The sequence below is a fragment of the Cutibacterium porci genome (genome assembly GCF_009696315.1).
Classification (GTDB): Bacteria; Actinomycetota; Actinomycetes; order Propionibacteriales; family Propionibacteriaceae; genus Cutibacterium; species Cutibacterium porci.
In genome coordinates this window covers 387,598-414,096 of sequence record NZ_VUMG01000001.1, presented here as the reverse complement: position 1 = coordinate 414,096, position 26,499 = coordinate 387,598, and the positions used below count along the sequence as shown (strand labels likewise).

Here is a 26,499-nt window from a genome sequence, read left to right as displayed (position 1 = left end):
GGAAGGGGCGCGAAAAGCGCGAAGAGCCCGACTCCCTACGCCGGTTCTAACCGGTTCAGGTTCGAGGGTCTGGGTAGTGCCCACTCTCAGCATCCGATGATGCTCCCCTGTCGTTGCCACTGATCATAGCCACGCAGCTGGCAGACCACCAGCGCCCACGATATGTGGCCGTCGGGTCGATTGGGAGACCCAGCGACACGATGCCGAGCCAACGCCTACGAATGTGGCCGCCGGACTACGACCCCGAACCGGCGCTCAACCACCGAGCATCACGCCCCGGCGCCCGCAAGAAGCCCTCGACGATCTCACACCACCTGTGGCAATCGTGGTTAATGACCCTCGGGGAGCCACTCCAGGTGGCTGCTCACGGCGTCGAAAACCAATTCACCACACGCGGCTTCACCAACACGTCACTGACTCAGTCCAACCTCAGAGAACGGTTGGTGTATTTGGTCGGGAGTGCAGTCATAGGGTCTTCCGGCCAGGGGTGTTTGGAATAGCGTCCGCGATTCTCGGCCCTCACCGCGGGATACACATTGGCCCAAAAACTTGCCAGATCGTCGGTGATGGCCAGTGGACGTCGGGCCGGTGACAGCAGATGAAGAACCACCCGTACCTTGCCATCACAAATCGCAGGACCGTCAGTCCAGCCAAAACACTCCTGGAGTTTGACCGCAAGAATCGGGGAAGCGTCACTGTCATGGCCGGGGTAGTCAACCCGAACCCGCGATCCACTAGGGACGGTAATGGTTTCCGGGACGACCTCGTCGAGACGGGCAGATTCCTGCCAACCCAGTAATCCCCGCAACCCCGAGGTCGCGTCACTCCGCCGTCCTGCTGCAAGCGCATCGAGGTCGAGCCATTCCTCGGCACGGTCTAGAAGGGCCTCATCACTAACCTCAGGCCACGGATCACCGAGCACTCGATGGGCAAGAGCGAGCCGCCGTCGCAAGGCCTCACCGCTCTTCGTCAAGACCACCACAAGCCCCTCGGACCTCACTCCTTCCAAAACCGCACGGCGAGCTTGCACTGGATCCGGTCGGAGCGGAGTCGATGACAGCTCGATCGCGCCGAGTCGAGACACCCGCCTGCCTCGTACCTTCCCTCCGTCCCACGTCACCGACGTGTCGCTTGCCAGCATCGATGCGCCCGCGTCTAGAGCAGCCGATTCCGACAACGGTACAGCCGCCCGGATCATGGCGCCGCTCGTAACGCGGGACGTGCGTGCCACTGCAAGCCACCGCTGTCCGAGCAGCCTTGGCGGACAATTGCGAGGCAGGTCGACTCCCGTGCCACAAGCCAGCAAATACGACGTAGACCCCTCCCCTCGGCTGCGCGCGATCCATCCCGGACGCGCAAGGGACACAACAACGGCGACGGCGTCATCATCAGTGACGCCAGTCGAGGGAACGTCGTCAATGAGCCGGGCGAGTCGATCAGCTTCACGACGCCACACTGTGGACTCGGGGTGTCGCCCAGACCGCAACTGACGCCACTGCCCAACTAGGTCGACTTGGCCGTCATCCAAACCAAGCATGGCGGCGATCTCCGCGCAGCGTCGCGACCCTACTATGGCGGCGCCGTCAGTCAATGCCCTTGCCAGACGCGGATCCAGTGGAAGCGTGGCAAGTTGACGGCCTCTCGCCGTTATCCGGCCCTGTGCATCGACGGCTCCCAGATCCCGCAGTTCTTCCTCGGCCGCCGCCACCCGATCCTGTGGCAATGGTGTCGGAAGTGCCATCCCTTCGCCACGAGGAGATCCCCACATGGCCAAGGACAACAAAGGTGCCACAAGATCTGCGTGATCGATCTCGGGGGCAGGGGCGGCGTCCATACCCGCCCAGTCCTCGGCGCGCAGGCATCGCACTGCCACCCCCGCGCCCAGACGAGCAGCACGCCCTGCCCGTTGTACGGCTGAGGCGCGAGATTCCCGGACTGTCACTAGGCCTGTCATGCCTCGGCCACGGTCGAGCCTCGGTTCGCGAGCTAGCCCGGAGTCGACAACAAGCCTCACCCCAGGCACCGTCAGGGAAGACTCTGCGACAGAGGTCGAGACAATGACGCGACGCCCGTTCCCTGGATCTGACAAGGCATGATCCTGCTCTCGCGCTGACATCGACCCGGACAGCCCAACCACCTCGATCCCGGTGAGTCGGGAGCGCAGATCCGCGACAACATGATCGACCTCGCGGGTACCCGGAACGAAGACGAGTACCGACCCTTCCGTGTGGCGTTTGAGCGCGTCGACAGTCACGCTGCCAAGATGACTGAGAAATTCCCGGCTTACGCCCCGAAATTCCACGGCAGCACCAGGCACCGGGGCCCACTCCACTTCGAGCTCGTGCATAGCGGAAGCAACCTCGATGACCGGGGCCGGCTCAGCGTCGCCGAGAAGAGTCGCCCAGCCCGAGCTGTCAACAGTCGCCGACATCGCGACGATGGTCAGGTCGGAGCGCAACTGGGCGACTTCGCACACCATTGCCACGACGAGATCAGCGTCGATGTGACGCTCGTGCACCTCGTCGAGGATGACGGCATCCACCCCAGTCAGATCGGGATCGTTGAGTAGGCGACGCAGCAGAACTCCGGTAGTAACGAACTCAACTTTGGTGTCACGGGTCGTCGTTGACTCCCCGCGCACGGTGTGCGAGGCAAATTGTCCGGGGCGGGTCAGGGTTAGTGTGGCAAGTCGGCGAGCAGCGGCCCTCGCTGCCACCCGCCGTGGCTGGGTAACAATGACCCGACCAGAGCACCTCGAAGCCACCAGGGGCGGAACGAATGTCGTCTTGCCGGTACCCGGCGGAGCGACGATGACGGCTCGACCACCCTGTAATGCCGTGGTGATCTCGTCACGGTATGCGGCAACCGGTAGCCCAGCCCCCACCCTCGCAAGGTCTGGGCCCCATTTCTTCATCACTTAGTTGTCTCCCACTCCGATGTTTCTCGGTCATCGAGAGGATCCGGAGCGGTGGCCTCAGCGACGGAACGATCAGTCATCGCCTCGACGGGGGCATCAGCCAGCGACCACCGCGACGCGGGGATAGGCAACCAGGAGTCCGCGACCCTTTCAACGATCATCGTCATGATCATGACGGCGTCAGGCTCAGCCCCCGGCAGCATGGCAAATTCGTCAGGACTGACCCATCGCAGCTCCTGAGACTCCCCCGGACGCGGTTTCTCCACCGGATCGCCATGGGCGACCATCGCCATGACAATGTCGGAGTGGAAGTGGCTCGGGTACGGGCTGTGGGTGTTGAGGAGCACCGGAGTGGGGTGCATGAGATCATGCACACCGTCGGGCAACCGCTCCCAGGGCTGCAGAACGCTCAGCTGGTTGATGCGATAGCCGGTCTCCTCGTGAAGCTCGTGGGCCAACGCCTGCCAGGGATTCTCAGTATGCTCGACGTGTCCCCCAGGTTGGATCCACAGATTCATCTTGCGGTGCTTGTGGACTAGTGCTTTCCACTGGCGACGACGGGGGCCGTCAGACGGAAACTGTCTAAGGATCCACGCGCTGATCGTCACGTCATGTCCGTGCGGCTGGGTATGGAGATGTGGCATGCTCCCAGCCTGTCACGCTGGAAGCAGAAGTGCCTGTTCGATACCTCCTGATGGCACCTACCTCATTGCAAGTGACGAGACATTTTTGGGAGGATCGTCACATCACAACATCAATCGGAGGTCTAGATGGACATCAATACCCTGTTGTCGGACATCGGCCTGCCGGGCCTAGGTCGCAAACCGGTCCTGGCAGACTCCAAGCCTCGAGTTGTCATCGTCGGCGCCGGATTCGGCGGCCTGGCTGCTGCCGAGAAAACTGCCGAAGCAGGTTGCGATGTCACCCTCATCGACCGCAACCCTTACACCACGTTCCAGCCGCTGCTGTACCAAGTTGCGACCGGTGGCCTTAATCCTGGGGACGTCACCTACCGACTTCGCTCCTTCGCTGCCCAAAACGGTCCGCGCACCCACTTCCGTCGTGCTTGCGTCACCGGCATCGACACCGAGAACCGAATTGTCGAGGTCGACAACGGCGACCCGGTTTCCTACGACTACCTCGTCCTGTCTCAGGGGGTAGGGGCCAACTTCTTCGGCACGCCCGGTGCTGCCGAGAACTCGTACACCATTTACACCCGCGCCTCCTCGCTGCGCGCTCGTGACGCCATCTTCACCCACCTTGAGGACCTTGACACCCAGCATGACAAGACCTTTGACGTCGTCATCGTTGGCGGCGGCCCGACCGGCGTCGAGATGGCCGGCACCCTCGCTGAGATGAAGTCCATCGGCATCCCAGCAATTTTCCCGGGCGTGTCTATCGACCGAGTTCACGTGACCCTCGTCGAGATGGCCGACCATCTCCTGATGCCATTTGACTCGACGCTGCGTCACTACACTCGCCGCCAGTTGCAGAAACGCGGCGTGGATGTGCGCACCAAGACTGCCATCGCCGAAGTACGGAGCAACTCCGTGCTCCTCAAAGACGGACAGACCCTCCCCGCCGACATGGTTATCTGGGCTGCTGGCGTTGGTGCCCACAAGTCCATTGCAGATTGGGGATTCGAGCAAGGTCGCGGCGGCCGTGTCGCCACCGATGGCACCCTGCTCGTCAACGGCCAAGACCGCATCTTTGCTATCGGCGACGGTGCCATCAATACCGAGGACCCCAAACCTCAACTCGCTCAGCCCGCCATCCAGGGTGGAAAGTGCGTGGCCCGTCAGATCGTTCACCTTGAGCTCGGCGAGCCGCTGGAGAAATTCGAGTACAACGACAAGGGCACGATGGCGACGATTGGCCGAAATTCTGCCGTCGTGCAGCTATCCGAAAGGCTCAAGTTCACCGGAATCGGCGCGTGGCTGACGTGGGTCACCGTACACGTCTACACCCTGTTGGGAGGCCGCAACCGTCTACAGGCCATGATCAACCTCAGCGCCCGCTACATCGCCTTCCACCGCGAGGCCGGAGCCATTGTCGGTGACGTCCTCACCGAGGAGGGCAAAGAGAACATGAACAAGAATGCCCTCCGTGACGACGACGAAAAGGGCGCCAAGCCCATCGACGGGAAGAAGTGAGGAGCATGAGTAAAACCGACATCCGCCCTGAAGAGATCACCAAGGGCACCTTGATCACCGTAGCGGTGGCTGCCGTCGCCATTGTCGGAATCGCAGTAGTAGCTCTGCGCAAAGGTCCGCGGGACAAGGGTTCTCAGGATCCTTCGTTGTTCGAGAATCTCGCTCAGCGCAAGCCCAGCGGCGGCAGAGTGACCCGGCGTCGCGATCCACGGGCTGACGGTCACGCTACCCCGCTATGTGGCATCGGGCGAGTATCAACGGCCCCCGATTTCTACTCCTACAAGTGACACGTCACGATCGGTGGGTAGGGGAGACGCGAAAACGCCACCCCCATCCTCCGATGTCGTGAGCCTGAGCCCGCCAAGAAACAGTCCATCAGTTATTAGGACCTGCGTTACCACAGGGCCATTGTGTTTGTGGTAATCAGGTACCTGACAGTCCACCATGCTCCGTGAGGTTGCAGATGAGTTGGGCATCACCCCGATTTCCACAACGGGGTTAGAAAGAAGTGAATGTGAGGGGCAGGGCAAGACTCCAGTGCCTCGCTCTTAGACCGCGCCGCGGTTTCAAGCGGGAGCAGCACCGTTCATAATCCGCCGCAAGGTTGGCTCAGTGAACATCGTTTTGGGTCGATGGCGTCGGTGGAGGTGGGAGGCGAGCCAGTCTAGGACAAACCTGGGGTTTTCACGGAACATGGTTGGGGTGACGTGAAGCACCTTCCAGCCGTGACGATCCAATTGCGCTGTACGCATCATGGTCGCCTCAAACCCATCGATAGTTCCATGAACTGACCGACCATCGACCTCCAAAGCCACCTTCTCAGCCTCAAAGGCCTGGTCAAGGTAGTAATACCGATCACCCACGCGAATTCTATGATTCGGTTTATGCCCCGTGATCCCTGTCGCACGGAGCACCCTTCCCATCTCCAGTTCTGGAATTGACCATGCGGCAAGGCAGATGTCAGCCAGTGCCGCATCAATCATGATCTTGGGATATCGACCCCTCAGACTGTTACGCGCTCGTCGACACGATTCGGGCGTCACGACTCGTTGTCGCAGCGCCTCACATACCCATTCCCACTCGCCCTGTATAGCCAGTATGAGCACCGACACTTCGGCGGCGGCAACACGAACGTGCTCCCGCTCAGTAATAAACCTGCGTGGCACATGCCACCGACGCACCCGAATTCCCGGCCGGCTGACGCGCCGAGTTGTAGAGAACGCCTCCACCTCGTTAACGCGATGAAAGTCCATGCGCCGGTTTGTGCCTGGAGCCGTCATCCCGAGCATGACGAGGCCCGCTTTGCCGACCAGCACAATGTCGCGGTGCCACAGCAGTAACGCCCGGATAATGACCCTCGGGTCCCGGGCTAGGGCAGTCACAGCGACCACTCCCGGCAAGATGCGTACGGCGTCCCCGCGGGCTACCGCCCGGTCGGCCTGGCCCCGGACATAGCTGTGCCGATGGATGCGGGCCACACCCCGCCGGTCGAGTTGTTCTCCAAGATTCCTCACGTAAAAAGTTGTCGTCGGAAGAGTTGATTTCCGCCACGCAATTTCAGACCTGTGGACAACTTCGGTCCGGTTACGCAACCAGCCTGTGGAAAGTCGGTTCGTGACTCTGGCGTCTGCTGGCAGGAATGACACCGAGGCCCATCCCGACCCGGATCACCACAGCGAAAGAGGGGGATGAAAGCTATAGCCGCCGGTACATACGGGCGACCAACAGTGACGGACGCGAAGCCAAGAAGGCTAACGAGGTCACTATGAGCTGGACACGTCCCCAGCCGAAAATCAGCCCTCGAGTAAACCGGCGACCAGATCAGTCAGAGCCTCCGCCTGAGACTCGAAGTTGAGCCCCAACTCAACCGCTCGACGCCCGGCATACCCCATCTTCCGGCACCGCTGTGGATCAGCCAACAACTCGCTAAGGGCATTCGCCGTAGCAGTGACATCTTCAGTATCAACAAAGACCCCAGCCCCAAAACCATCGAACATCTCGCGCCAAGCCTGGAAGTCCGAGGCAGCAAAAGGCACCTGGGAAGCCATGTACTCAAACAGCTTCGTCGGCAGCGACGCAACATAGTTCGGCAACGGCTTAAGGAAGACCAAACCGACCTGTGCGCTAGCCAGTACCTGCGGCACCTCGGTAGGAGCCACCAACCCGAGATGCTCCACAAACCCCTCCGCCACAGCCTGCTCTACCGTCTCTTGGCAGCGCGGCAACACCCGCCCGGCGAGTACTAAATGTGTTCCCGACACTCGCTGACGAACCTTTCGCGTCACCTCGATCATGAAGGAAAGCTTGCGCTCCTCAGACAGGTCGCCAACGTATGCCAGCCGCCCGGGCACTGGATTTGGTGTCGTGGTGTAGTTGCTTAGCCACGGGTAATTGCGCACTACCGTGACCGGGGCGTGGTGAAACCTCTCCCCCACAGTCGGCGTGGCCGCAACGACGGCGTCGGCGCTGCGGCCGGCCAACCCTACAAGCCCACGAGCGGCCATTCTGGCCAGTGGTCTCGTTACCGCCCCCAGGTACGGTTTCGTGTCAACTTGGCCGATGAGGTCTTCGTGCGCATCGTAGATCACCTTGCAGCGATGCCGTTGGCGCCACGCTAGTGCCAGTGGAATCAGCTCAGGATCATGGATATGCAACACGTCCGGTTCAAGGACGCGCAGCTGGTGCCACGCCTCCCGCTGACTGACGACGAGTCGGCGAATCCGACTCTCCTCGCGGTGCAGTGCGACGACGGGAACCCCCTGGTCGACCCCATCACGGTCGGCCGAAATGACAAGGTGGTAATCGTAACCCGCCGCGACAAGCGCCTTGGCTTCCTTGTTGAAAACCCTGTTGTCGTGGCCGTGATGCACTGTCGAGAGGGAGACGACTCTGCCCCGACGGGAAGAACTCACCATCAGGAGCGGTCTCGTTCGCCGGCCTTCAACAGCACCGCAGCAACATTGCGTGCAGCCTTGCCATCACCGTAGGGATGCCCCGGATCACGCGCGGGGTGCGGGCGTGTGGCGTACTCGCGTAGGTGCTCGGCGTCGGGATCGAGCACATTCCAGCCATTCTCGACGGTCTCCACCCACTCGGTCTCGGTGCGCACCGTGGTGCAAATAGTGCCAAGGAGGAAGGCCTCTTTCTGCAAACCACCCGAATCGGTGATGACTCCAGCGGCGTTGGTGACGGCGTTGACCATGTCAGGGTAGGCCAATGGATCGATGGTGGTGAGTTTTCCACGAGCGATGGTGATGCCATCAGCCTCGGCCCGAGCGCGCAGACGCGGATGCACCGGCAAAATAACCTTACGATCAAGGCCACCGAGGGCGTCAAGGATGTGGGATAGGCGCTCGGGATCGTCAGTGTTATCGGCGCGGTGAATCGTCGCCATGACGTACTCCTCGCCCGCCACCACACCGGGCACTGGACGCGGGCTGGCGAGCACAGATTCGCGCACTTGTAGGCACACGTCGGTCATCACATCTCCGACAAGAACCGCCCGGGAAGACAACCCCTCCTCGGCCAGATGACCCATGGCTACCTGAGTCGGGGCAAGGCACAGATCGGCGGCGTGGTCAGTGAGGACACGGTTGTGCTCCTCAGGCATGCGGCGGTTGAAGGAGCGCAGTCCCGCCTCCAAATGGGCCACCGGCAGGTGCATCTTCACCGCCGAGAGGGTGCCGGCAATAGTCGAGTTAGTGTCGCCATAGACGAGCACCCAGTCGGGGTCCATCTCTTCGAGCACCGGGTCGAGCTGCTCTAGCATTCGACCGGTCATGACGCCGTGGGAGCCACCCCCTACACCGAGATGCAGGTCCGGGTTCGGGATCCCGAGCTCGACGAAGAAGGAGTCAGACATGTTGACGTCGTAGTGCTGCCCGGTGTGGATGATCTTGTGGTCGATCCCCTCGGCCGCAAAAGCCCTGGCCACCGGGGCCAACTTCACGAACTGGGGTCGAGCCCCGACGATGCTCACGACGCGCATTAATGAACCTTCCTGCCCGCGTACCATACGGGACCTCAGCTTATCGGTTCCCGTCGAGGGGAACCGGCGCGGTGACAAGGTCTGTGCCATCCATCGCACCGCGAATCCATCGAACCGAGCATGGTGTCAAGCAGGACTAGTACCGCCATCCAGAGCGCAACAACGTTGGGACCGACAAAAACGCTATTGGCCATCATCAACGCAGGAACCGCGAACATCATCGCGGCGTACAATCTGGCGATCTGGCGTGTCGCGGCGGGCGGGCGCACACACTGTCGGAACGCTCGACCAATTCCCCACACCCACGCCACGATGAGCACGAGAGCAATGAGGGCCCCGTAATCACAGGCCACATGAATCAGACCATTATGCGGATTGGTCTTGTGATGTAGTGCAAAATCGCCGGGGTGACGAGCGAGGTGGGCGAATCCCCCGGGGCCAGCACCAATGAGGGGTCGCATTGCGACAAGGTGGATCCCGAAGGCCAGCAACGACAGACGTACCGGCCACGAATGGGCGCCCAGATCGGCGTGGTGGACCATAACTGCGGTGACGTCGTTCCAGATCGACATGAGCGTTGCGCGTAACGGCCCCAGGGCCGCAACAACAAGCGTCGCTAATCCGACGCTGACGGCAATGCGGCCCCATCTCCACGTCAGTGCCACCCCGGCGGCCATGAGAGCCGCGCCCAGCAGACACAATTTCGACCCAGTGAGCAGCAGAAGGTAGCAGGTTATCAGGGCTATCACGCCGTGGCACCAGCGTTCCCATCCGCCCCGAATGACCGTGTGCCAGACGATAAGCGCCAACCCCAACACGAGAAACAAGGCATAATAATTCGGGTTAGGGAAAAAAGTTCCCGGCAGCGGATATACCAGCGGCCGCCCCTGCCACTGACCGTCGATGAATCGCGGCAAGTGTCTCGTCGTGCGGTTCTCCCACACAGCAATCGGAAGGCTGATAACGATAGCGACCTCCCAGCCATGAGTGAGGTCACCAAGAGTATGGTCGCCGCGCACCCGTGATAGCGCCCACACCAGCACGAACCCGATAACGAGATTGACGAGGTCACCCCAGGCAGGCGTCCATGAGGCCAACAGACCGGATGTCACCCCGACGACTATCCATACCGCACCGAAAATAGCTAACGCCCGCTGCCGCGACCATGACGCTCCCCTAATGAGGGCCGCAACGCCGAGAGCAGCGACGACAACCCGAAAGGACGTCAGGGGCCCCACCGCCGCGTAGGAACCGAAGAACACCGTCAACGGCAGTAGGGCCACAAGAACACGAGTCAGCATGCCTCGACGATCTGGGAGTCCTGACGTTTAAGGGCGCGCTCCTCAACCGAGATGAGGGCGTCAACGTCGGCCTCGAAGTTGAACTCCTCTGCGATAGCTCGTCGACCGTTCTCACCAAGCCGTTTGCAACGGTCGGCATCAGCCAACAACTGCCTAGCCGCATCAGCCGCAGCCGTCGCGTCCGTCGATGTGTCGACGAAGACACCGCAGTCCCACTTGTCAAGCATGTTCACCAGGAACGGCAAGTCAGTCGAGATGAATGGGATACCGGCCGCCATGTACTCAAAGAGCTTGGTAGGAAGCGAATTGACGTAATTCGGCAGCGGCTCCAAGAAGACCAGTCCGACAACCGAGGATCCGAGCAGACCGGGAACCTCATCGACTGAGATCGACCCCCGATAATCGACACGCGGGTGCTTGTCGAGCTCATTGAACAGGTAACCGACCTCAGGGTCCTGCTTACCGGCGATGACGAGGCGTGCGTCGCCGTCGAGCAGATCCATCATGTCGAACATCTTGTCGGTCTGACGCCCCTTAGACAGCATTCCGACGTAGACGATCTGACCTGGAACCTTCTCCCCCTCCACCGTTGTCTCAAAACTCGATAACAGCGGGTAGTTGTGGACCAGCTCCTGGTTGCGATTCTTGAAATCCTCGGCGACACCGTCAGTTACTGTGACGATGCCATCAAACCCCTTATCAGCCGCGGTCACGAGGGCCTTGGCAACTGCACGTGCCACCGGCTTAACCCGTGGCGACAAGTATTCCTTACCGTCGATCTGACCGACGAGGTCCTCGTGGGCATCGAAAACGGCAGCCCGGCCACGCAGCTTCTTCCACGCCAATACCAGCGGTATCAGCTCTGGATCGTGAACGTGGACGAGGTCAGGATTAACCCGATCAAGAGCCTTCCACACCTTCGCCTGGCGATGGGTCAAGCGGTCGATGCGGTTGGTAGCTCTGCCGATCCCTACGACGTGTACGCCGTCGACGGTCTCGTCGCCATCTTGCGCGCCAATGAACCACACATCGGCGCCGCGCCTGGCAAGGCTGGCGCACTCCTTTCGGAAGATGCGACCATCCCGCGGGTTATGAACAGTAGAGACGTGACAGACGCGTGCAAGGGACATGCTCAGGCCTCCCCATCGCCAACGACGATGACCTTGACGCCTCCCCACCCGGCCGGATCAACGACGTGACGACCGTCGACGAGCACCTTGATACCGGGCAGGTCAGCCGGGGTGAGTTCAGCGTACTCGGGGTGATCTGCCTGCAGCAGGGCACCGTCGACAGGCTCTCCAATGTGGTAGGCCTTAAAGCCGAATTTGCCGAGCTCCTCGTCAGTGAACATCGGATCGTGGACGCTGACGTCAGCGCCAGCCTTAGCAAGAATGTCGACGGTCGGGAAGACACCAGAGAACGCGGTCTCCTTGACCTTGCCACGGTAGGACGCACCGAGAACGACAATCTTCTTGCCGGACAGGTCACCGAGCACCGAGACAGCCTGGTCGACGCAGTACTGCGGCATCGTCATATTGGCCTCGCGGGCGGTGCGAACGATGGTGGCATCCGGATCGGTCCACAGGTAGAGACGCGGGTAGACGGGAATGCAGTGACCTCCGACCGCAATGCCGGGGCGGTGGATGTGGGAATAAGGCTGCGAGTTGCAGGCGTCAATGACCTTGTAAACATCGATGCCGTTGGCGGCAGCGTACTTGCCGAACTGGTTTGCCAGGCCGATGTTGACGTCACGGTACGTCGTCTCGGCGAGCTTGGCCATCTCGGCGGCCTCGGCGGTGCCCATGTCCCAGACCCCGTTGGCGCGAGGAAGGTCGTCACGGTCATCAAAGTCGAGAACCTGCTGGTAAAACTCGATGCCCTTAGCAGTGCCCTCGTCACTCAAACCACCGACGAGCTTCGGGTAACGGCGCAGGTCAGCGAAGACGCGACCGGTAAGAACACGCTCCGGGGAGAAGACCAGGTGGAAATCCTTACCCTCAGTCAAGCCGGAAATCTCCTCAATCATGGGCTTCCAGCGATTGCGGGTAGTGCCGACCGGCAAAGTGGTCTCGTACGAGATGAGGGTGCCGGGAGTCAGATGCTCAGCCAGCGACTTCGTGGCGTTCTCCATCCAGCCGAAGTCCGGCTCCCAGGTCTCGTCATTGACGAAAAGTGGGACGACGAGGACGATCGCGTCGGCACCGGGGATAGCTGTGGAGTAGTCGGTGGTGGCAGTGAGCTTGCCGGCCGGGACGAGCTTCTTCAATTTCTCGTCGAGAAACGCCTCACCAGGAAAGGGCTCGTTGCCCTTGTTAATCTCGTCCACAACGCGCTGCTGTACGTCGACGCCGATGACGTCGTGACCCTTCTCAGCGAACTGCACGGCCAGGGGAAGCCCGATCTTGCCCATGGCGACGACGGCAATTTTCATTCCTGAACTCCTTGGGATTCGTGGATACGCCGTCAGTCTATCCGGGCGCGGCACTTAAACGAGCCCGTGTTATGCTCTCGCCGTCGCAAAGATGCCACACCAGGCCCCTGACAAGGCCCTTTATAGCCCACGGTGGCGTCGAGTGGTATTTCCCGAGGAGGGCCGATGTATCCCGCCGAAAGACACAAGTGGCTCATCGACACTGCACGCGAGACTGGCCGGGTGTCGGTCGCCGAGGCCTCTGCTGCCCTGGGAGTCGTCCCCGAGACTATTCGCCGTGACCTCGACCAGTTGTGCAATCAGAAGATGCTGCGGCGGGTGCATGGCGGTGCCATCCCGATCGAGTTCGATCTGCTGGGCGATCAGCCCCTGGACACCCGGGATTCCTCGGCAGTCGCCCAGAAGGAGCAAATTGCCCGGGCGGCTCTAGCTCATCTACCCAGCGACAAGGGGTCAATCATCCTCGATGCTGGGTCGACGACCGGTCGGTTAGCGTCGATTATCCCCGTCACACGGCGATTCACCGTCTTTACGAACTCATCGCCCATTGCCAGTACGGTGGCCACCCACAGCAACTGCGACGTCCACCTGCTGGGAGGGCGGCTGCGCCCCACGACTCAAGCCACCGTCGGAAACGTCGATACTATTTCTCGGCTGCGCGTCGACGTCGCGTTTATGGGCACCAATGGCATTTCGCCAACACACGGCCTGTCCACCCCCGACTCTGACGAGGTCGCAACAAAAGCGGCGATGATCGCGAGCGCCCATCACGTCGTGGTGCTGGCTGACTCTCGGAAGATGGGTGCGGAATCGACGATGCGGTTCGCAGAGCTCAGTGACGTCGATGTCATCGTTACTGACTCCGGAGTGACCCCTCACCAAGTCGAGATGTTGCAGAAGACCGGCGTCGAGATCGTCATCGCCTGAGTGCTCGCTGGTAGGTGGCTTATTTGCCGCCGAGGGCACATCGGACGCTGTGAGCACCGTTTCGATAAGCTCCATAGCACGGTGTGGAAATTCGGGCGACAACCGTGTCAGTAACCACCGCTCGTGGCAGTGACCGCCGTTTTAACCCCGATTACCACACCAGCTTTTGAAGGAACCTGCACCGGATCCAGAGGTGACAGCACCTCACATGCCCACATCGGTGGGTTCATGTTGGTTTATCTGGTTTTATGGTCTATTGTGTCACATATCCCAACATTGATGGCTCTCCGGGTCCTGCGGGAACCGTTGGGTAACGCGACAAAGGAGTCCACGTGATCGTCACCGTCACGCTCAACCCGAGCATTGACCGCACAGCACCCATATCCGGGCCGCTGCAGCGCGGCCACGTGAACCGACTCGGCAGCTCAACCGAGGTCGCCGCCGGCAAAGGGGTCAACATCTCCCGGGTCCTTCATGGGGCTGGAATCGACACCTGCGCCGTGGTGCCAGCACAAACCCAGGACCGCCTCACCGTCGGTCTGAGCCACGACGGCGTCCCTTACCTCGCCGTACCTATTGCGGCGGAAGTGCGGGTTAACCTCACCATTACCGAGCCCGACGGCACCACAACCAAGATCAACCAGCCCGGGGCCTACCTCAATCCACAGGAGCTCGTCGCCATCGAGGATGCCGTCATCGAAAGGGCATCCGGCGCGCAATGGGTCGTCCTGTCAGGGTCTGTGCCCCCAGGGGTGCCTACACACTGGTATGCCACAATGACCGGACGCCTTCATGGCGCCGGAGTCAGAGTCGCCGTCGACACCTCCGACCAGCCCCTCCAAGAACTGGCGGCTCGCCTCCCCGGCCTTGCCCCCGACCTCATCAAGCCGAACTCCGTCGAACTCGGCCAACTCTGCGGGATTGACGGCGACTCCCTTGAGTCTGCCGCCGAACAGGGCCGTTTCGACGACATTATTGACGCCGCCCGGGGCTTGCACGGTATCGGTGAAGTCATCGTGACCTTGGGCGGAGCCGGCGCATTACTCGTTACCGATCACGGCGCCTGGCATGCTTGGCCAGAACCGATCGAAGTGAAATCGACTGTCGGTGCCGGAGACTCGTCTCTCGCGGGATTCTTACTTGCCCGTACCCGCGGCCACCAACCCGAAGAGTGTCTGCGCGCCGCAGTGGCCTGGGGCACAGCCGCCGCCGCACTGCCAGGGTCCACCACGCCAACCCCTTCCCAAGCAGACGCCATCCACGTCAGCCTCGCCCACCTGTGAGGAGAACCGATGAACACCCCTCTCATCACACCAGAACTGGTGTCCCTTGACGCCGACCTCGGCTCAACCAAGACTGAGGTCATCACAGCGGTCGCCAGAATCATCGCTGCCGCCGGTCGTGCCGACGCTGACGGCCTCGCCCACGACGCGCTAGACCGCGAGTCCACCAGCCCAACTGGTATGCCCGGCGGGTTTGCCATCCCTCATTGCCGCTCAACCGCAGTGTCTCAGCCCTCGTTAGGGTTCGCTCGACTGCCGACTGCCGTCGACTTCAACGGGCCAGATGGTCCGGCTGATCTGGTCTTCATGCTCGCGGCCCGCGAAGGTGGTGGCGCGGACCATATGAAACTCCTGACCAAGCTGGCCCGCGCCCTCGTCAAACCTGAGTTCGTTGAGCAACTGCGGCAGGCCCCCGACGCGCGAACCGTCGTCAACCTCATCGGTAACGTCGTCGAGCCGAAGGAGCAGACTGCATCCACAACAGCTCGCCCCACTCCGCCCGACACGATCAACAGAGCCGACGATACGATCCACATCGTTGCCATTACCGCTTGTCCCACCGGCATTGCCCACACCTACATGGCAGCCGACTATCTGACAGCGGCCGGAAAGAAAATGGGGGTTGACGTGAAAGTCGAGCCCCAAGGATCCACCGCGACGGAGCCTCTCAGCGCCGCCGACATCGAGACTGCTGACGCCGTCATTTTCGCAACCGACGTTGGCGTCAAAGGCCGGGATCGTTTCACCGGCAAGCCGGTCATAGAGTCCGGCGTCAAGCGGGCCGTCAACGAGCCTGAGAAAATGCTCTCTGAGGCTGTCGCCGCATCGAAAGACCCCCACGCCCATCGGGTCACCGCCAGTTACAGCGGGCAGCAAGAATCCGGACAGGCCGAATCTCACCTTGGCTGGGGTAAACGCATCCAGCAGGCTCTCATGACCGGCGTGTCCTACATGATCCCCTTCGTCGCCGCAGGTGGTCTACTCATCGCCCTGGGATTCCTTTTTGGCGGCTATGAGATCGCCAAGAATGGCATGGATATCGCCCTACACAACACCTTTAGCAATCTACCGACCCCAACTGCCCATGCCCTCGGCGGATCGGCCATCATGACTTACATCGGCGCAGTGTTATTCGCCGTTGGCCAAGGTGCGTTCAGCTTCCTGCTACCTGCCCTCGCTGGATACATCGGCTTCGGTCTGGCCGACCGCCCCGGTATCGCCCCCGGTTTCGTAGCGGGTGCCGTCGCCGGGGTGACCGGAGCGGGATTCATCGGCGCCATCATCGGTGGTCTGCTCGGCGGCCTTGTGGCTTATGGATTCACTCGCCTCAACCCACCGCGCTGGCTGCGTGGCCTCATGCCGGTCGTCATCATTCCGCTGGTCGGATCCCTGATCGCCGGTGGGTTAATGTACGTCGTGTTGGGCCGTCCGCTGGCGGCATTGACGAACGGCCTCAATAGCTGGCTCGGAGGCATGAATAGCGCGTCAGCGATCATCCTCGGGGCAATTCTCGGGCTCATGATGTGCTCCGATCTGGGCGGCCCTATCAACAAGGCAGCGTACCTATTCGCGACGACGAACCTCGCGGTCACCAACGTCGGATCACTCAAAGTGATGGCCGCCGTCATGGCCGCCGGGATGGTTCCCCCGCTAGCTATGGCGCTGTCAACAACCCTACGGCCCAAGCTTTACCGGCCTGCCGAGCGTGAGAACGGTACCGCCGCGTGGTTGCTGGGTGCCTCCTTTATTTCTGAGGGAGCCATCCCATTTGCGGCTGCAGACCCGCTACGAGTCATCCCATCGATGATGGTCGGAGGTGCGATCACGGGTGCCGTATCGATGGCTCTAGGAGCCGCTTCGAAAGCTCCCCATGGCGGAATCTTCGTCTTCTTTGCCATTGACCGAGTCTGGGCTTTCATTCTCGCGATCCTCATCGGCGCCCTCGTGGCAGCCTTGCTCGTAACTACTCTCAAAGCCTCAGCCCGTCGCAAAGCCGCGGCTTCAGCCTAAAAAGTCCACGCCATAACCCCGAAAGGAACACCATCATGGCCAGCAGAACTGTCAACGTCGGATCCTCCGTCGGACTTCACGCCCGTCCCGCCGCTGTCATCTCTCAGGAGGCTGCCAAGCTGGACTCAACCATCACCCTCGCTACCGAGGGTGGCGAGCCCATCGACGCCAAATCCGTCCTGCTCATCATGACGCTTGGCGCCGGCGCAGGTGATCTGGTAACGGTCTCGGGCGACAATGAAGACGACGTCAACACTATCGCCGATTTGGTCGCCTCCGACCTCGATGCCTGATTCCCCCAACATATGCCGCAATAGGACCGTTTCATCACAGCTGCGGCCCCGCCGCACCTCAGAAAGCCGCCATCGACCCGGTCCCGACGCGGTGATCGGTTGAACAAAGCAGGCCTTGGTCGAGCAACCGGCCACGCTGTGGCATATCGGCGCGAAACGGCCCGCCGTGCCACGCCGAATGGCAGCAACCACCGCCACTAACCCGATTACCACACCGCGGCGAGAACCCCCTGACAAGGCGGCGGGGCCCGCCCCAGACAGGACGGGCCCCGCAGTGAATAGCGGCTCAGGCGTCAGCCTCCTCAACAGTCGAGTCGACATCCTTCATCTTCGCTTGAGTCCACGGGGCAATCACGAAAAGCACCACTGCTACCAGGATCGTCACGACACCGAGGCCTACGTAGAACACGACGTCACCAAGATTTTTGGTGCGCTCGATCATCACCGAGGCGAGACCCTGACCACATGCTGAAGCCAACAACCACAAGGTCATGTTCTGGGAGGCGAACTTCTTCGGAGCCAATTTGGTCGCCGTTGACAGACCGATCGGGTTCATGAACAGCTCGGCAACGGTCTGGATGACAAAAACCACCGCCAGGAACCACCACGGGGCGAGCATGTCACCACCCGGCCAGCTCTGGAAACCGAATGCCATCATGAGAGCGGTCGCACCGATAATGAACACCGAGATGGCGAACTTTTGTGGAGTGTTAGGAAACTTCCCTTCCCGGCGCCGGAACCACATGCCCAGAAGGCCGGCAAGAATCAATACTGCGGCAGGGTTAATCGTCTGGTACTGCTCCGGCTCCACCGACCACGACCCGACGATGTGACCGTTGGTGTTGTCCTTGGCGAAGGTTGCCATCTTTCCAGCAGCCTGTTCGAAGATCATGGTGAAGAGCACTTGGCCCACCCACAATGGGATAAAGGCCCGCAAGTGCCCGCGCTCCCTGGCGGTGACTTTGCTCGACCGGAACATCGTCAGGAAATAGCCCAGCGCGGTCACCGACGCGAACGCGAACAGCGAATAGGCGATGGCCGACGTCCATTCCCCAAGCAGGGCCTTGAAACCAGTTACGAGAATGGCACCTACGGCGACGATCCCCACGGTACGCAGGATCATGCGCCGACCCTCACCAGGAGCCAACGGGCTGGGAATGTCGAACGCAAAATCACGCAGCTTGGAGCGACCGTGGAAAAAGGCGATCAGGCCCAGCGCCATGCCGATAGCTGCGGCGATGAAGCCTACATGGTAGCCGTAGTGATCCTTGAGCAATCCAGTGATGATCGGCGCGAAGAGGGACCCGATATTGATCGACATATAGAAGTACAGGAAACCCTGGTCGCGGCGGGGATCGCCGTCATCGTAGAGGCCACCTACCACCGTGGACAGGTTTGGTTTGATGAAACCGGTGCCGATGGCAATGAAGATGAGTCCGATCCACGACGTCAACGCTTCGGGAATCGCCAGGATCACGTGACCGGTCATAATGATGAGCCCGCCCCACAGGGTGGACATCCATGGTCCAAGAATCCGGTCAGCAAAGATGCCGCCAGGAATCGTCATCAGCAGCACTGCAGCACCGTACGAGGCCATGACGACCTGCCCCGCATTAATTGGTAGGCCCAGGCCACCGTGGGCCATGGTGTCGGTGATGAAGTAGACGAGGATGGCCCGCATGCCATACCACGAGAACCGCTCCCACATCTCGACCTGAAGCATCCATGGCAGGCCCCCAGGATGGCCCAGGAATGACTTGTCGTCGCGCGATGGTCCTGTCACCAGATGCTTAGGCCGAAAGCCTCGTGCTTTGGTGGTGGCGGCGACACCTTCTGGGTCGGCGCCGAGCGGTTCAAGGGACATATTCCCTTCCTTTCCGATGGTTTAGGCGCCATGAGGCCCAAGACAATGGGTTCGGAACTCCCCACGCGGGATGACCAACCTGTGCCCAGGCGGTGACACCTGTATTTATCGCATCGCGACAACGCTGCCACAAGTGTGAATTAATAACGCAGACAGGCTAGTACTCAGTAGTGTCGACGAGCGAATGGGACCCGCATATTATTCGGTGGGCTGATCCTCGCGATGGCCTGAATTCGCCGCGACGGTCACATCACCGGCCGTCACAAGCCGACACAGCGCCAAGGTGAAAAACCACCAAAACAACGCCACCGGGAAGTTCTTGATGAGGTAGGTATCCATGAGAAAGGCCACCATCGTTGCCAACACCCCCAAAGACACGACGGTATATCCTCCGCGGATTCCTTTGACACATACCGCGATGACAGTTCCCAAACACACGAAGAGAAAAACGAGCCCTACGACGCCAAGCTCACCGGCGACCTGGATGATGAGATTATGTGCGTGCGGAAGTGTATACCCGTAATGTGTCAAGCGCAGCCCGTGGGATGACTCGGGCATGAAAGTAGACTCGACGGCGAACCATGGCCAGATCATTCCGTAGCCGGTCCCCAGCAAGAAATGGTTCGGCGAATCCATCATGACGCGTCCGGCCAATGCCCACGTTCGCGCACGCGCTGGATCCACAAGAGACCCAGTCCGGGCCCTCGAAACTATCCAAATCGCCACCCCGGACGCCACAATCGTCGACGCTGCAGTAATGGCCCATTGTTTACGCGTCCGGCGGGAGCGCCGGAAAAGCACCACCCCAACGACGAACAACGCCACACTAATGATTCCGGCACGAGACCCTGATACTGCTATACACGCGAGATGACTGACGGCAGCCATGCTGGAGGCAATGCGGTGACGGTTCCGCATCGCGGCATCCACGGCCACAGCCAGCGCCAGGAGCACAACGACGTGACCGATCGCAGCGCCACCGAGCTTGGTGGAGACCCGCCACCCGGTGGTATTGCCTTCGGCATACTCGCGAACGAGATCAATCGGATTGACGATGGCCATTAGCATCGACAGCCGCCACAGCGCGCCTTCCACATTGCTCACTGCGATCAACCGGCAGGCAAAAACAGCGACGAGGAGAGTCACCGTCGCCTCGGCCAGGGGCATCACGAGGGCATATAACGGAAGACCCCGAGTAATTCCCATGGAATAGTCGTAGATGACGTGGTCGTGGAAGGGGATCGAGACCGCAGCCCAAGCCAGCATGGCAAAGAAACTGCATGTGATGAGGGTCAGAGAACGGGACCACTCACACGGCGCGGGTATTCCCCGAACATCCCGCACGATGCACAGCGCCTCAAGCACCAGGGCAGCGACCGCGAATAGCGGGAGCATCAATTGGCATGCACCATTGTCAAAAATGGGCCGGGTCACCGTTACAAAGGTGCAGGTGACAAAAAGGCATGCGACGACCACCTCGGCTGCACCGCTGAACCATTGGGTGGGGGCAACCGAGCGCAGTGACGTCACAATCGACGAGGCGTCGTGGGAACCATGAAGACGAAAGATGGAAGTCATTCTATGTGTGGGGCAGCCGACTGTTGCACAATGCCACGGAACGAGGCATGGCACGGGCCGGGCCTTTGCAGCCCGGCCCGACGATGACCCTGACGACTATGAACCCCGGGGGTCGTGATATCAGGAGACCTTGACGAATTCTCCCGTAGCGGCAGAGGTGATCATCGCCTCACATACCTGGACGACCTTGGCGCCCTGGGCCATCGTCACGATGTCGGAATCCTTGCCCAGCACGGCGTCACGGAAGTTCTCGTGCTCGGTGCGCAGTGGCTCGGGCTTCGGGATCGCGAACCGGGTGACGTCACCCTCGGCAACACCGCGGAAGTTGGCGATGTCATCCCACACCGTCGCAACCTTGGCGTTGGAGTAGAACGTGAGGTCAGCTGTCAGGGTGTCGGCAACGAACATGCCCTTTTCGCCGGTCACGAAGGTGCGACGCTCCTTGGTCGGGGTCAGCCAGTTGACGAGGTGGTTGCTCATGAGTCCACCCGAGAGCTGGCACGTCGCCGAAAGCATGTCCTCGTAGTCGCGGCCAGCCTTGAATATCGTGCGGGCAGCGATGAGCTCGAACTCACGCTGGGTGACCCAGGCTGTGAGGTCGATGTCGTGGCTGGCGAGGTCCTTGACGACGCCGACGTCAGCGATGCGGGCCGGGAACGGCCCCTGACGGCGGGTGGCCACCTGGTAGAGATCACCGAGGTCGCCGTTCTCCAAACGCTTGCGTAGCGACTGCAACGCCGGGTTGTACCGCTCAATGTGGCCAACCGCGCCGATCAGGCCCCTGCTCTCAAAGGCCTCAGCGAGACGAGTCGCAGCCGCCGTATCGTAAGCCAGTGGCTTTTCGATCAGGGCGTGGACCCCTGCCTCGGCTAGCTTGAGGCCGATCTCCTCGTGGTATTTCGTCGGGGCGGCAACGACGCAGTAGTCGACACCCGCTTCGATGACGGCGTCGACGTCAGGAAGAACGGGCAGGTCACCGGCAACCCCAAATGGATCTTTGCCAGAGGCATCCGCAATCGCGACGAGATCGACGCCGTCAATTGCGCGCAGATTGCGGACGTGGTTCTTGCCCATTGATCCGATGCCGATCATGCCGGCGCGCAGATTCGTCATCAGGCACCTGCCTTCGCACAGGCGTTGACACCAGCGACGATGCGCTCGAGATCAGCTTGGGACAAGGAGGGATGGACCGGTAGCGAGACGCACTCAGCGGCGACCTTCTCGGTGTTCGGCAGCTCCAGACCGGGAGCGTAAGGAGCCAGTGAGGGCAAGCGATGGTTCGGAATCGGGTAGTAGACGCCCGAACCGACCTGGTGCTCTTCCTTGAGGGCGGTAACGAAACGGTCACGCTCATCGCCGGTGGCTCCGTCGAGACGGATCGTGTACTGGTGGTAAACGTGCACGTACCCCTCCGGCACGGTGGGGGTGACGGCCTCGGTGATGTTCTGGGACAGGAATGCCGCATTCTGTTGACGGGTCTTCGTCCACCCGGCCAACTTGGTCAACTGCACCCGACCAATAGAGGCATGGATATCGGTCATGCGGTTGTTGAGACCAACGTACTCGTTGGCGTAACGCTTCTCCATGCCCTGGTTGCGGAGCATGGCAGCCTTACGGGCGACCTCCGCGTCAGAGGTGGTGATCATGCCGCCCTCGCCAGAGGTCATGTTCTTGGTCGGGTAGAACGAGAACGCTCCGAAGGTGCCGAAGGTACCGACGTGCTTGCCGTCGATGCTGGCAGCGTGCGCCTGAGCACAATCCTCAAAAATCTTGAGGCCGTGCTTATCTGCGATCGCGCGAATTTGCGACATATTGGCCGGCAGACCGTACAGGTGCACCGGCAGAATCGCAGCGGTCTTGTCGGTGATAGAAGCCTCAATGGACGCCGGGTCGAGGGTGAACGTGATCGGATCGACGTCGGCGAACACCGGCTTAGCGCCGGACAGGGCGACCGAGTTGCCGGTAGCGGCGAAGGTGAAGGAGGGGACGATCACCTCGTCGCCCTCACCGATACCTGAGGCGAGTAGGCCGATGTGGAGGGCTGAGGTCCCCGAGTTGACGGCGACGCAATGGACCCCATCGACGACCTGGGAGGAGAACTCATCCTCGAAGGCGTGAACCTGGGGACCCTGAGCAACCATGCCGGAGGCAATAACCTCGTCGACGGCTTTGCGCTCGTCGTCACCGAGGATCGGCTTGGCGGGAGGAATGAACTGGGCGGTCACGTAAAAGCTCCTAACTATTCGGACGGGAAGCCCGGTTTGTGGGTGCCTCGGCACCCACAGGGTGTTTGGGGGGACGACGGGCTCAGGCCTGCCCGCCCTCGCTGACCAGTGTCAGCGTATCGCTGGCAGGATCCTCAACGAACCGGTCTCCGGTGCGTGAGTCGACCCACGTATTCTCACCGTCGGGATCCAGCGGGAAACCGGAACGGCCCACCCACTTGATGCGACGGGCTGGAACCCCGGCCACAAGGGCATATGCCGGGACATCCTTGGTGACAACAGAACCGGCGGCCACCGTGGCCCACTCACCAATAGTGACGGGCGCGATGCATACCGAGCGGGCACCAATCGAGCAACCACGCTTGCAGGTCACACCGACCTGCTCCCAATCATCAGCAGACTTGAGGGAGCCGTCGGGGTTGATGGCACGCGGGAAGTGATCGTTAGTAAGCACCACCGCCGGGCCAATAAAGACACCGTCTTCCAGCTCCGCGGGCTCGTAGACCAGCGCGTAATTCTGGATCTTGCAGTTATCGCCGACGTGGACACCCTCGCCGATGTAGGCACCACGGCCCACAACGACGTTCTGCCCGAGAACGGCCTCGCTGCGAACTTGGGAAAGATGCCAGATCGACGAACCGTCGCCGATAGTCACACCGTCGTCCAAATCGGCGGTGTCGATGATCCGTGGTTCACCCATGTGGGACGCCTTTCATGCCGGTTACATCAGGGCCAGACTACTCGGGTGAAGAACACGACGCCGACGGGGCCACTCCGACAAGCCGAAACACTCCCGCAACCGTCCTCACACCTGACTGGTTGACAGTGCCCGCGCTAGAACTCGGCGCCGCCGGGGGAGCCGCTGTGTACCGTCAATGGCATACCGCGCCGACCGTCTTGGGACGAGCCCCGGTGCGAGCAGATATTGGCACCACAATGCGATAGTGGCCATCTGGCACCACACCACGGGAGCCTTGAGGTACGAGCTGTTAGCCAAAGCCAAGATTGGGCATATGACTAAGCTGACGCCGACCGCCTGTAGCAGGACCGTCTCAATGTGGCCCGGGTGCCCACCGGCGCGCCGGAGAGTCGCAATAAGGGTAGCTAGCGCCAGCGCCACCAGGACGACGCCGACCATGAGGCCATATCCCACAAAAACCTCAGTGAAGCCGTTATGAGGATCCACAGCGCCATATGTTCGCCACGGTGCGTCGGCGACGTCTCGAGCGTAACGACCTGGACCGATACCGACCCCTTTGGTATCAACGAACATCCAGCCGGCGTTCTGGTACAGGTGCAGCCGGGTCTGGCCTGAGTTTGAGGACAGATTTTCGACGAACGTGTTGTAAGCGGCGATAAGTGCCGGGACCATCCCGGTGGTGACGACGACGGCAGCCCCGGCGCACGCCCCTACGGCCGCAAGCGTCATCAGAACTCGCGACCGCACGCACATCCACGCCAGCAACACCACACACGCGGCCACACACAACCGTGATCCGGTAAACCACGTCACAGGGGGGACCATCAAGGCCACCACGACGTAAGTCCACTTCAGCCAGCCCTTCTCAAGTTGCCATCCCACGATAAGGGCAACCATCCCAGCGGTGATGAAATACGCAAAAAGGTTCGGATTCACCATAAATGAAGCGATGTCCGTGGCGCTCTTGCGTACCCACTCTGCTGCGCCGAGACGATAGTTAGGCATGTGCTTGCCGGTGGCGATCTCGTAGAAACCGGGAATGATGGCGATGATGACGCCACCAAGCCAAGCCCGACACATCAGGATGATCCAGGACAGGCCATGGCCGACGAGAGTCACTGAGATCATCGTCAACAAGCCAACGACGACGCCGAGAATTTCCTTGAGGCCCTCCGGGCTTTTCATGAGGAAGAGCCCCATCGCCACCCAGAACATGCCGACGGCAATAAGAACCTGCGACACTACCTCGATCTTCGGGCGGGCAGCCAGGGCCGCCACCACCAGGGCCACCACCAGCAGGCGCACCGGGGGCAGGCCGGCAATCGTGATGGTGGACGCCCACGCCGACGCGAACGGCAGCAATATCAGGAAACACTTGACGAACCACACCGCCACCGGGGAAGGCTGGGAGCTCGGTAGGGCCGCTCGCTGCGCCAGCGTCGTCATGCCTTCGCCACCGTCACCATGCGGTCGACAAAGGCGTCAAAGTTGCGGTTGGCATCGTACTTTTCCGCCACCAAACGGGCCACCTCCTGACGAATCTGGTCCGACTTGACGTCGGTCATCCGCTCCGCAATGAATTCAGCTACCTCTGACGCTGACGGATCAGATGGCATCAACCAGCCATCCGGAAGTATCTCACGCACCCCGCCGACGTCGGTACCGATGACCGGGACGCCTCGCGCCATCGCTTCCATCATGGATACCGGGATGCCCTCCGACGAGCTGGTATTGACGAGAACATCAACGTCGTGGCCGCGATACCACTCGAAGAGTTCCTCATGCCCCAGCTGCCCCAGCCATTCCACCTCGACGCCAGCCGGCTCTAGCTTGTGCGCGACTCTAGCCTCAAGCTCGTCATGGAGGCGCCCCTGCCCGGCATGAATCCACCGCAACGTCGTCGAGCCGCAACGTTCGGATAGCTCCGCGAGTGAGTCAATGAGCAGGTCGAGCCGCTTAAATGGGGTCATCGTGCTCACCGAAAAGACGGTGAAGACGCCATCCGGGCTGGGACGCGACCACGCATCACGCGAAGGGATATCGACACCCAACCGGCTGACGACCACGTGATGTTCGTCGAACCCATAGCGATCGATGCAAAATTCGGCTCCGTCGGCGGCAATCGGGGCCAGCAGGTCGACCTCGTCAACAACCTGACGCACCGCAGGATGATGGCGCAGGGGGTGACGATCCTCGTAAATGTCGGCGTTGTGAGCTCGCGACGCCACGCGACTCACGACCCCCTGCTTTTTCGCCAGAGCGGCGCCCACGGTCGAGACGGACAGCCAGTAGGTGTAAACGAGATCGATCCCGTCGTGCTCCCTCGACAGTTCGACCAGGGTGCGTCGGACCATGGTGATCTGGGCGCAGGACCTCAGGGCAAAGACGACCCGAGAGCGATCCAGACGACCCAAGCTGGCGAGATCGCGAACCTCTCTCCAGAAGACGCCGGAGGTCAGGGCGTCGAGAACTGACAGCACTTGCCCCCCGAGACTTCCCCACTTTTCGAGCAGACGAGTGTCGAGGGTGACACCGTCAGGAAGGTCACGTGGGTGAATACTCGGTGTGTCGTTCTTCTCCGGAAGGATGACAAAATCGACATTCTGCGCAGCCCAATGCGGTAATTCTGCGGCAGCGAACTGCTCCGCCGACCCGTAGGGAAACCGTGAGGTCACCAAAACAACGAATGGCCGATCGTGACCGTCAACACCGCCACCCGTGCGGGATCCGTCACGGCGACGCCGCTGCGTAACCCACTTTCGCGCGCGTGCCGACACGCCAGACAGTGCGCCTGATCGTCGCATGGCTGATGCTCCTTGGTTGTCCTAC

General features: G+C 61.1%; 21 protein-coding genes and 1 riboswitch. Of the genes, 6 read left to right on the top strand and 15 right to left on the bottom strand.

Annotated elements, in window-relative coordinates; all coding sequences use genetic code 11:
• Positions 1 to 15: 15 nt before the first annotated feature.
• Positions 16 to 119, bottom strand: a riboswitch (TPP riboswitch).
• A 299-nt stretch (positions 120 to 418) separates the two neighbouring features.
• Both hrpB and FYJ43_RS01720 read right to left on the bottom strand, forming a co-directional pair.
• Positions 419 to 2,914 (bottom strand): ATP-dependent helicase HrpB, encoded by a 2,496-nt coding sequence (hrpB, locus tag FYJ43_RS01725; protein WP_154562110.1) that lies wholly within the window; start codon positions 2,912 to 2,914, stop codon positions 419 to 421.
• On the bottom strand, positions 2,914 to 3,561 hold the full coding sequence (locus FYJ43_RS01720; protein WP_154561398.1) for an NUDIX hydrolase: 648 nt from the start codon (positions 3,559 to 3,561) through the stop codon (positions 2,914 to 2,916). Before FYJ43_RS01720 ends, hrpB begins: the two co-directional genes overlap by 1 nt.
• Positions 3,562 to 3,687: 126 nt before the next feature.
• Here FYJ43_RS01720 and FYJ43_RS01715 point away from each other — a divergent pair, with 126 nt between their 5' ends.
• Positions 3,688 to 5,070 (top strand): NAD(P)/FAD-dependent oxidoreductase, encoded by a 1,383-nt coding sequence (locus FYJ43_RS01715; RefSeq protein WP_154561396.1) that lies wholly within the window; start codon positions 3,688 to 3,690, stop codon positions 5,068 to 5,070.
• Positions 5,067 to 5,357, top strand: coding sequence for a hypothetical protein (locus tag FYJ43_RS01710; protein ID WP_326833226.1), 291 nt, complete (start codon positions 5,067 to 5,069; stop codon positions 5,355 to 5,357). Before FYJ43_RS01715 ends, FYJ43_RS01710 begins: the two co-directional genes overlap by 4 nt.
• Before the next feature lie 279 nt (positions 5,358 to 5,636).
• On the opposite strand, the gene FYJ43_RS01705 is transcribed toward FYJ43_RS01710, so the two are convergent.
• From FYJ43_RS01705 to FYJ43_RS01680, 6 genes are all read right to left on the bottom strand, one after another.
• The gene (locus FYJ43_RS01705) at positions 5,637 to 6,461 is read right to left on the bottom strand and encodes an endonuclease domain-containing protein (RefSeq protein WP_326833303.1); all 825 of its coding nucleotides are present in this window, start codon (positions 6,459 to 6,461) and stop codon (positions 5,637 to 5,639) included.
• Between the two features lie 402 nt (positions 6,462 to 6,863).
• Positions 6,864 to 7,985 (bottom strand): glycosyltransferase family 4 protein, encoded by a 1,122-nt coding sequence (locus FYJ43_RS01700; RefSeq protein WP_154561392.1) that lies wholly within the window; start codon positions 7,983 to 7,985, stop codon positions 6,864 to 6,866.
• The gene (gene wecB, locus FYJ43_RS01695; RefSeq protein ID WP_154561390.1) at positions 7,985 to 9,058 is read right to left on the bottom strand and encodes a non-hydrolyzing UDP-N-acetylglucosamine 2-epimerase; all 1,074 of its coding nucleotides are present in this window, start codon (positions 9,056 to 9,058) and stop codon (positions 7,985 to 7,987) included. Before wecB ends, FYJ43_RS01700 begins: the two co-directional genes overlap by 1 nt.
• 35 nt (positions 9,059 to 9,093) lie before the next feature.
• Positions 9,094 to 10,359, bottom strand: a complete 1,266-nt coding sequence (locus tag FYJ43_RS01690; RefSeq protein ID WP_229771558.1) for an O-antigen ligase family protein — start codon at positions 10,357 to 10,359, stop codon at positions 9,094 to 9,096.
• A complete protein-coding gene (locus FYJ43_RS01685) occupies positions 10,353 to 11,489 on the bottom strand; it encodes a glycosyltransferase (RefSeq protein ID WP_154561388.1) in 1,137 nt (378 codons plus the stop codon). The genes FYJ43_RS01690 and FYJ43_RS01685 overlap by 7 nt, the downstream gene beginning before the upstream one ends.
• A 2-nt stretch (positions 11,490 to 11,491) precedes the next feature.
• Positions 11,492 to 12,790 carry a nucleotide sugar dehydrogenase gene (locus FYJ43_RS01680; protein ID WP_154561386.1) on the bottom strand — a complete coding sequence of 433 codons (1,299 nt, stop codon included), beginning with the start codon at positions 12,788 to 12,790 and terminating at the stop codon, positions 11,492 to 11,494.
• 165 nt (positions 12,791 to 12,955) lie between these two features.
• Here FYJ43_RS01680 and FYJ43_RS01675 point away from each other — a divergent pair, with 165 nt between their 5' ends.
• From FYJ43_RS01675 to FYJ43_RS01660, 4 genes are all read left to right on the top strand, one after another.
• Entirely contained in the window at positions 12,956 to 13,717 is a 762-nt protein-coding gene (locus tag FYJ43_RS01675) for a DeoR/GlpR family DNA-binding transcription regulator (RefSeq protein WP_154561384.1), read from the top strand.
• A 332-nt stretch (positions 13,718 to 14,049) separates the two neighbouring features.
• Positions 14,050 to 15,000: a 1-phosphofructokinase family hexose kinase gene (locus FYJ43_RS01670; RefSeq protein WP_326833225.1), complete on the top strand. Its 951-nt coding sequence runs from the start codon at positions 14,050 to 14,052 to the stop codon at positions 14,998 to 15,000.
• Positions 15,001 to 15,009: 9 nt separating this feature from the next.
• Positions 15,010 to 17,010 (top strand): PTS fructose transporter subunit IIABC, encoded by a 2,001-nt coding sequence (locus FYJ43_RS01665; RefSeq protein WP_154561382.1) that lies wholly within the window; start codon positions 15,010 to 15,012, stop codon positions 17,008 to 17,010.
• 35 nt (positions 17,011 to 17,045) lie between these two features.
• Positions 17,046 to 17,303: an HPr family phosphocarrier protein gene (locus tag FYJ43_RS01660; protein WP_154561380.1), complete on the top strand. Its 258-nt coding sequence runs from the start codon at positions 17,046 to 17,048 to the stop codon at positions 17,301 to 17,303.
• Positions 17,304 to 17,589: 286 nt separating this feature from the next.
• On the opposite strand, the gene FYJ43_RS01655 is transcribed toward FYJ43_RS01660, so the two are convergent.
• The 7 genes from FYJ43_RS01655 to FYJ43_RS01625 form a co-directional block, all read right to left on the bottom strand.
• The gene (locus FYJ43_RS01655) at positions 17,590 to 19,167 is read right to left on the bottom strand and encodes a peptide MFS transporter (protein WP_154561378.1); all 1,578 of its coding nucleotides are present in this window, start codon (positions 19,165 to 19,167) and stop codon (positions 17,590 to 17,592) included.
• Positions 19,168 to 19,365: 198 nt separating this feature from the next.
• Complete coding sequence (locus tag FYJ43_RS01650) at positions 19,366 to 20,745, bottom strand: O-antigen ligase family protein (RefSeq protein ID WP_154561376.1); 1,380 nt, start codon at positions 20,743 to 20,745, stop codon at positions 19,366 to 19,368.
• 120 nt (positions 20,746 to 20,865) lie between these two features.
• A complete protein-coding gene (locus FYJ43_RS01645; protein ID WP_154561374.1) occupies positions 20,866 to 21,858 on the bottom strand; it encodes a Gfo/Idh/MocA family protein in 993 nt (330 codons plus the stop codon).
• On the bottom strand, positions 21,858 to 22,970 hold the full coding sequence (locus FYJ43_RS01640) for a DegT/DnrJ/EryC1/StrS family aminotransferase (RefSeq protein WP_326833224.1): 1,113 nt from the start codon (positions 22,968 to 22,970) through the stop codon (positions 21,858 to 21,860). Before FYJ43_RS01640 ends, FYJ43_RS01645 begins: the two co-directional genes overlap by 1 nt.
• Before the next feature lie 82 nt (positions 22,971 to 23,052).
• Positions 23,053 to 23,670 (bottom strand): acyltransferase, encoded by a 618-nt coding sequence (locus FYJ43_RS01635; RefSeq protein ID WP_154561370.1) that lies wholly within the window; start codon positions 23,668 to 23,670, stop codon positions 23,053 to 23,055.
• A 105-nt stretch (positions 23,671 to 23,775) separates the two neighbouring features.
• Positions 23,776 to 25,116 carry an O-antigen ligase family protein gene (locus FYJ43_RS01630; RefSeq protein WP_154561368.1) on the bottom strand — a complete coding sequence of 447 codons (1,341 nt, stop codon included), beginning with the start codon at positions 25,114 to 25,116 and terminating at the stop codon, positions 23,776 to 23,778.
• Complete coding sequence (locus FYJ43_RS01625; RefSeq protein WP_154561366.1) at positions 25,113 to 26,474, bottom strand: glycosyltransferase; 1,362 nt, start codon at positions 26,472 to 26,474, stop codon at positions 25,113 to 25,115. The genes FYJ43_RS01630 and FYJ43_RS01625 overlap by 4 nt, the downstream gene beginning before the upstream one ends.
• Between the last annotated feature and the right edge of the window lie 25 nt (positions 26,475 to 26,499).

Coding starts and splice junctions, on each gene's coding strand:
- hrpB (WP_154562110.1), bottom strand. CDS start 2,914: ATGAAGAAATGGGGCCCAGACCTTGCGAGGGTGGGGGCTGGGCTACCG.
- FYJ43_RS01720 (WP_154561398.1), bottom strand. CDS start 3,561: ATGCCACATCTCCATACCCAGCCGCACGGACATGACGTGACGATCAGC.
- FYJ43_RS01715 (WP_154561396.1), top strand. CDS start 3,688: ATGGACATCAATACCCTGTTGTCGGACATCGGCCTGCCGGGCCTAGGT.
- FYJ43_RS01700 (WP_154561392.1), bottom strand. CDS start 7,985: ATGGTGAGTTCTTCCCGTCGGGGCAGAGTCGTCTCCCTCTCGACAGTG.
- wecB (WP_154561390.1), bottom strand. CDS start 9,058: ATGCGCGTCGTGAGCATCGTCGGGGCTCGACCCCAGTTCGTGAAGTTG.
- FYJ43_RS01690 (WP_229771558.1), bottom strand. CDS start 10,359: ATGCTGACTCGTGTTCTTGTGGCCCTACTGCCGTTGACGGTGTTCTTC.
- FYJ43_RS01685 (WP_154561388.1), bottom strand. CDS start 11,489: ATGTCCCTTGCACGCGTCTGTCACGTCTCTACTGTTCATAACCCGCGG.
- FYJ43_RS01680 (WP_154561386.1), bottom strand. CDS start 12,790: ATGAAAATTGCCGTCGTCGCCATGGGCAAGATCGGGCTTCCCCTGGCC.
- FYJ43_RS01675 (WP_154561384.1), top strand. CDS start 12,956: ATGTATCCCGCCGAAAGACACAAGTGGCTCATCGACACTGCACGCGAG.
- FYJ43_RS01665 (WP_154561382.1), top strand. CDS start 15,010: ATGAACACCCCTCTCATCACACCAGAACTGGTGTCCCTTGACGCCGAC.
- FYJ43_RS01660 (WP_154561380.1), top strand. CDS start 17,046: ATGGCCAGCAGAACTGTCAACGTCGGATCCTCCGTCGGACTTCACGCC.
- FYJ43_RS01655 (WP_154561378.1), bottom strand. CDS start 19,167: ATGTCCCTTGAACCGCTCGGCGCCGACCCAGAAGGTGTCGCCGCCACC.
- FYJ43_RS01650 (WP_154561376.1), bottom strand. CDS start 20,745: ATGACTTCCATCTTTCGTCTTCATGGTTCCCACGACGCCTCGTCGATT.
- FYJ43_RS01645 (WP_154561374.1), bottom strand. CDS start 21,858: ATGACGAATCTGCGCGCCGGCATGATCGGCATCGGATCAATGGGCAAG.
- FYJ43_RS01635 (WP_154561370.1), bottom strand. CDS start 23,670: ATGGGTGAACCACGGATCATCGACACCGCCGATTTGGACGACGGTGTG.
- FYJ43_RS01630 (WP_154561368.1), bottom strand. CDS start 25,116: ATGACGACGCTGGCGCAGCGAGCGGCCCTACCGAGCTCCCAGCCTTCC.
- FYJ43_RS01625 (WP_154561366.1), bottom strand. CDS start 26,474: ATGCGACGATCAGGCGCACTGTCTGGCGTGTCGGCACGCGCGCGAAAG.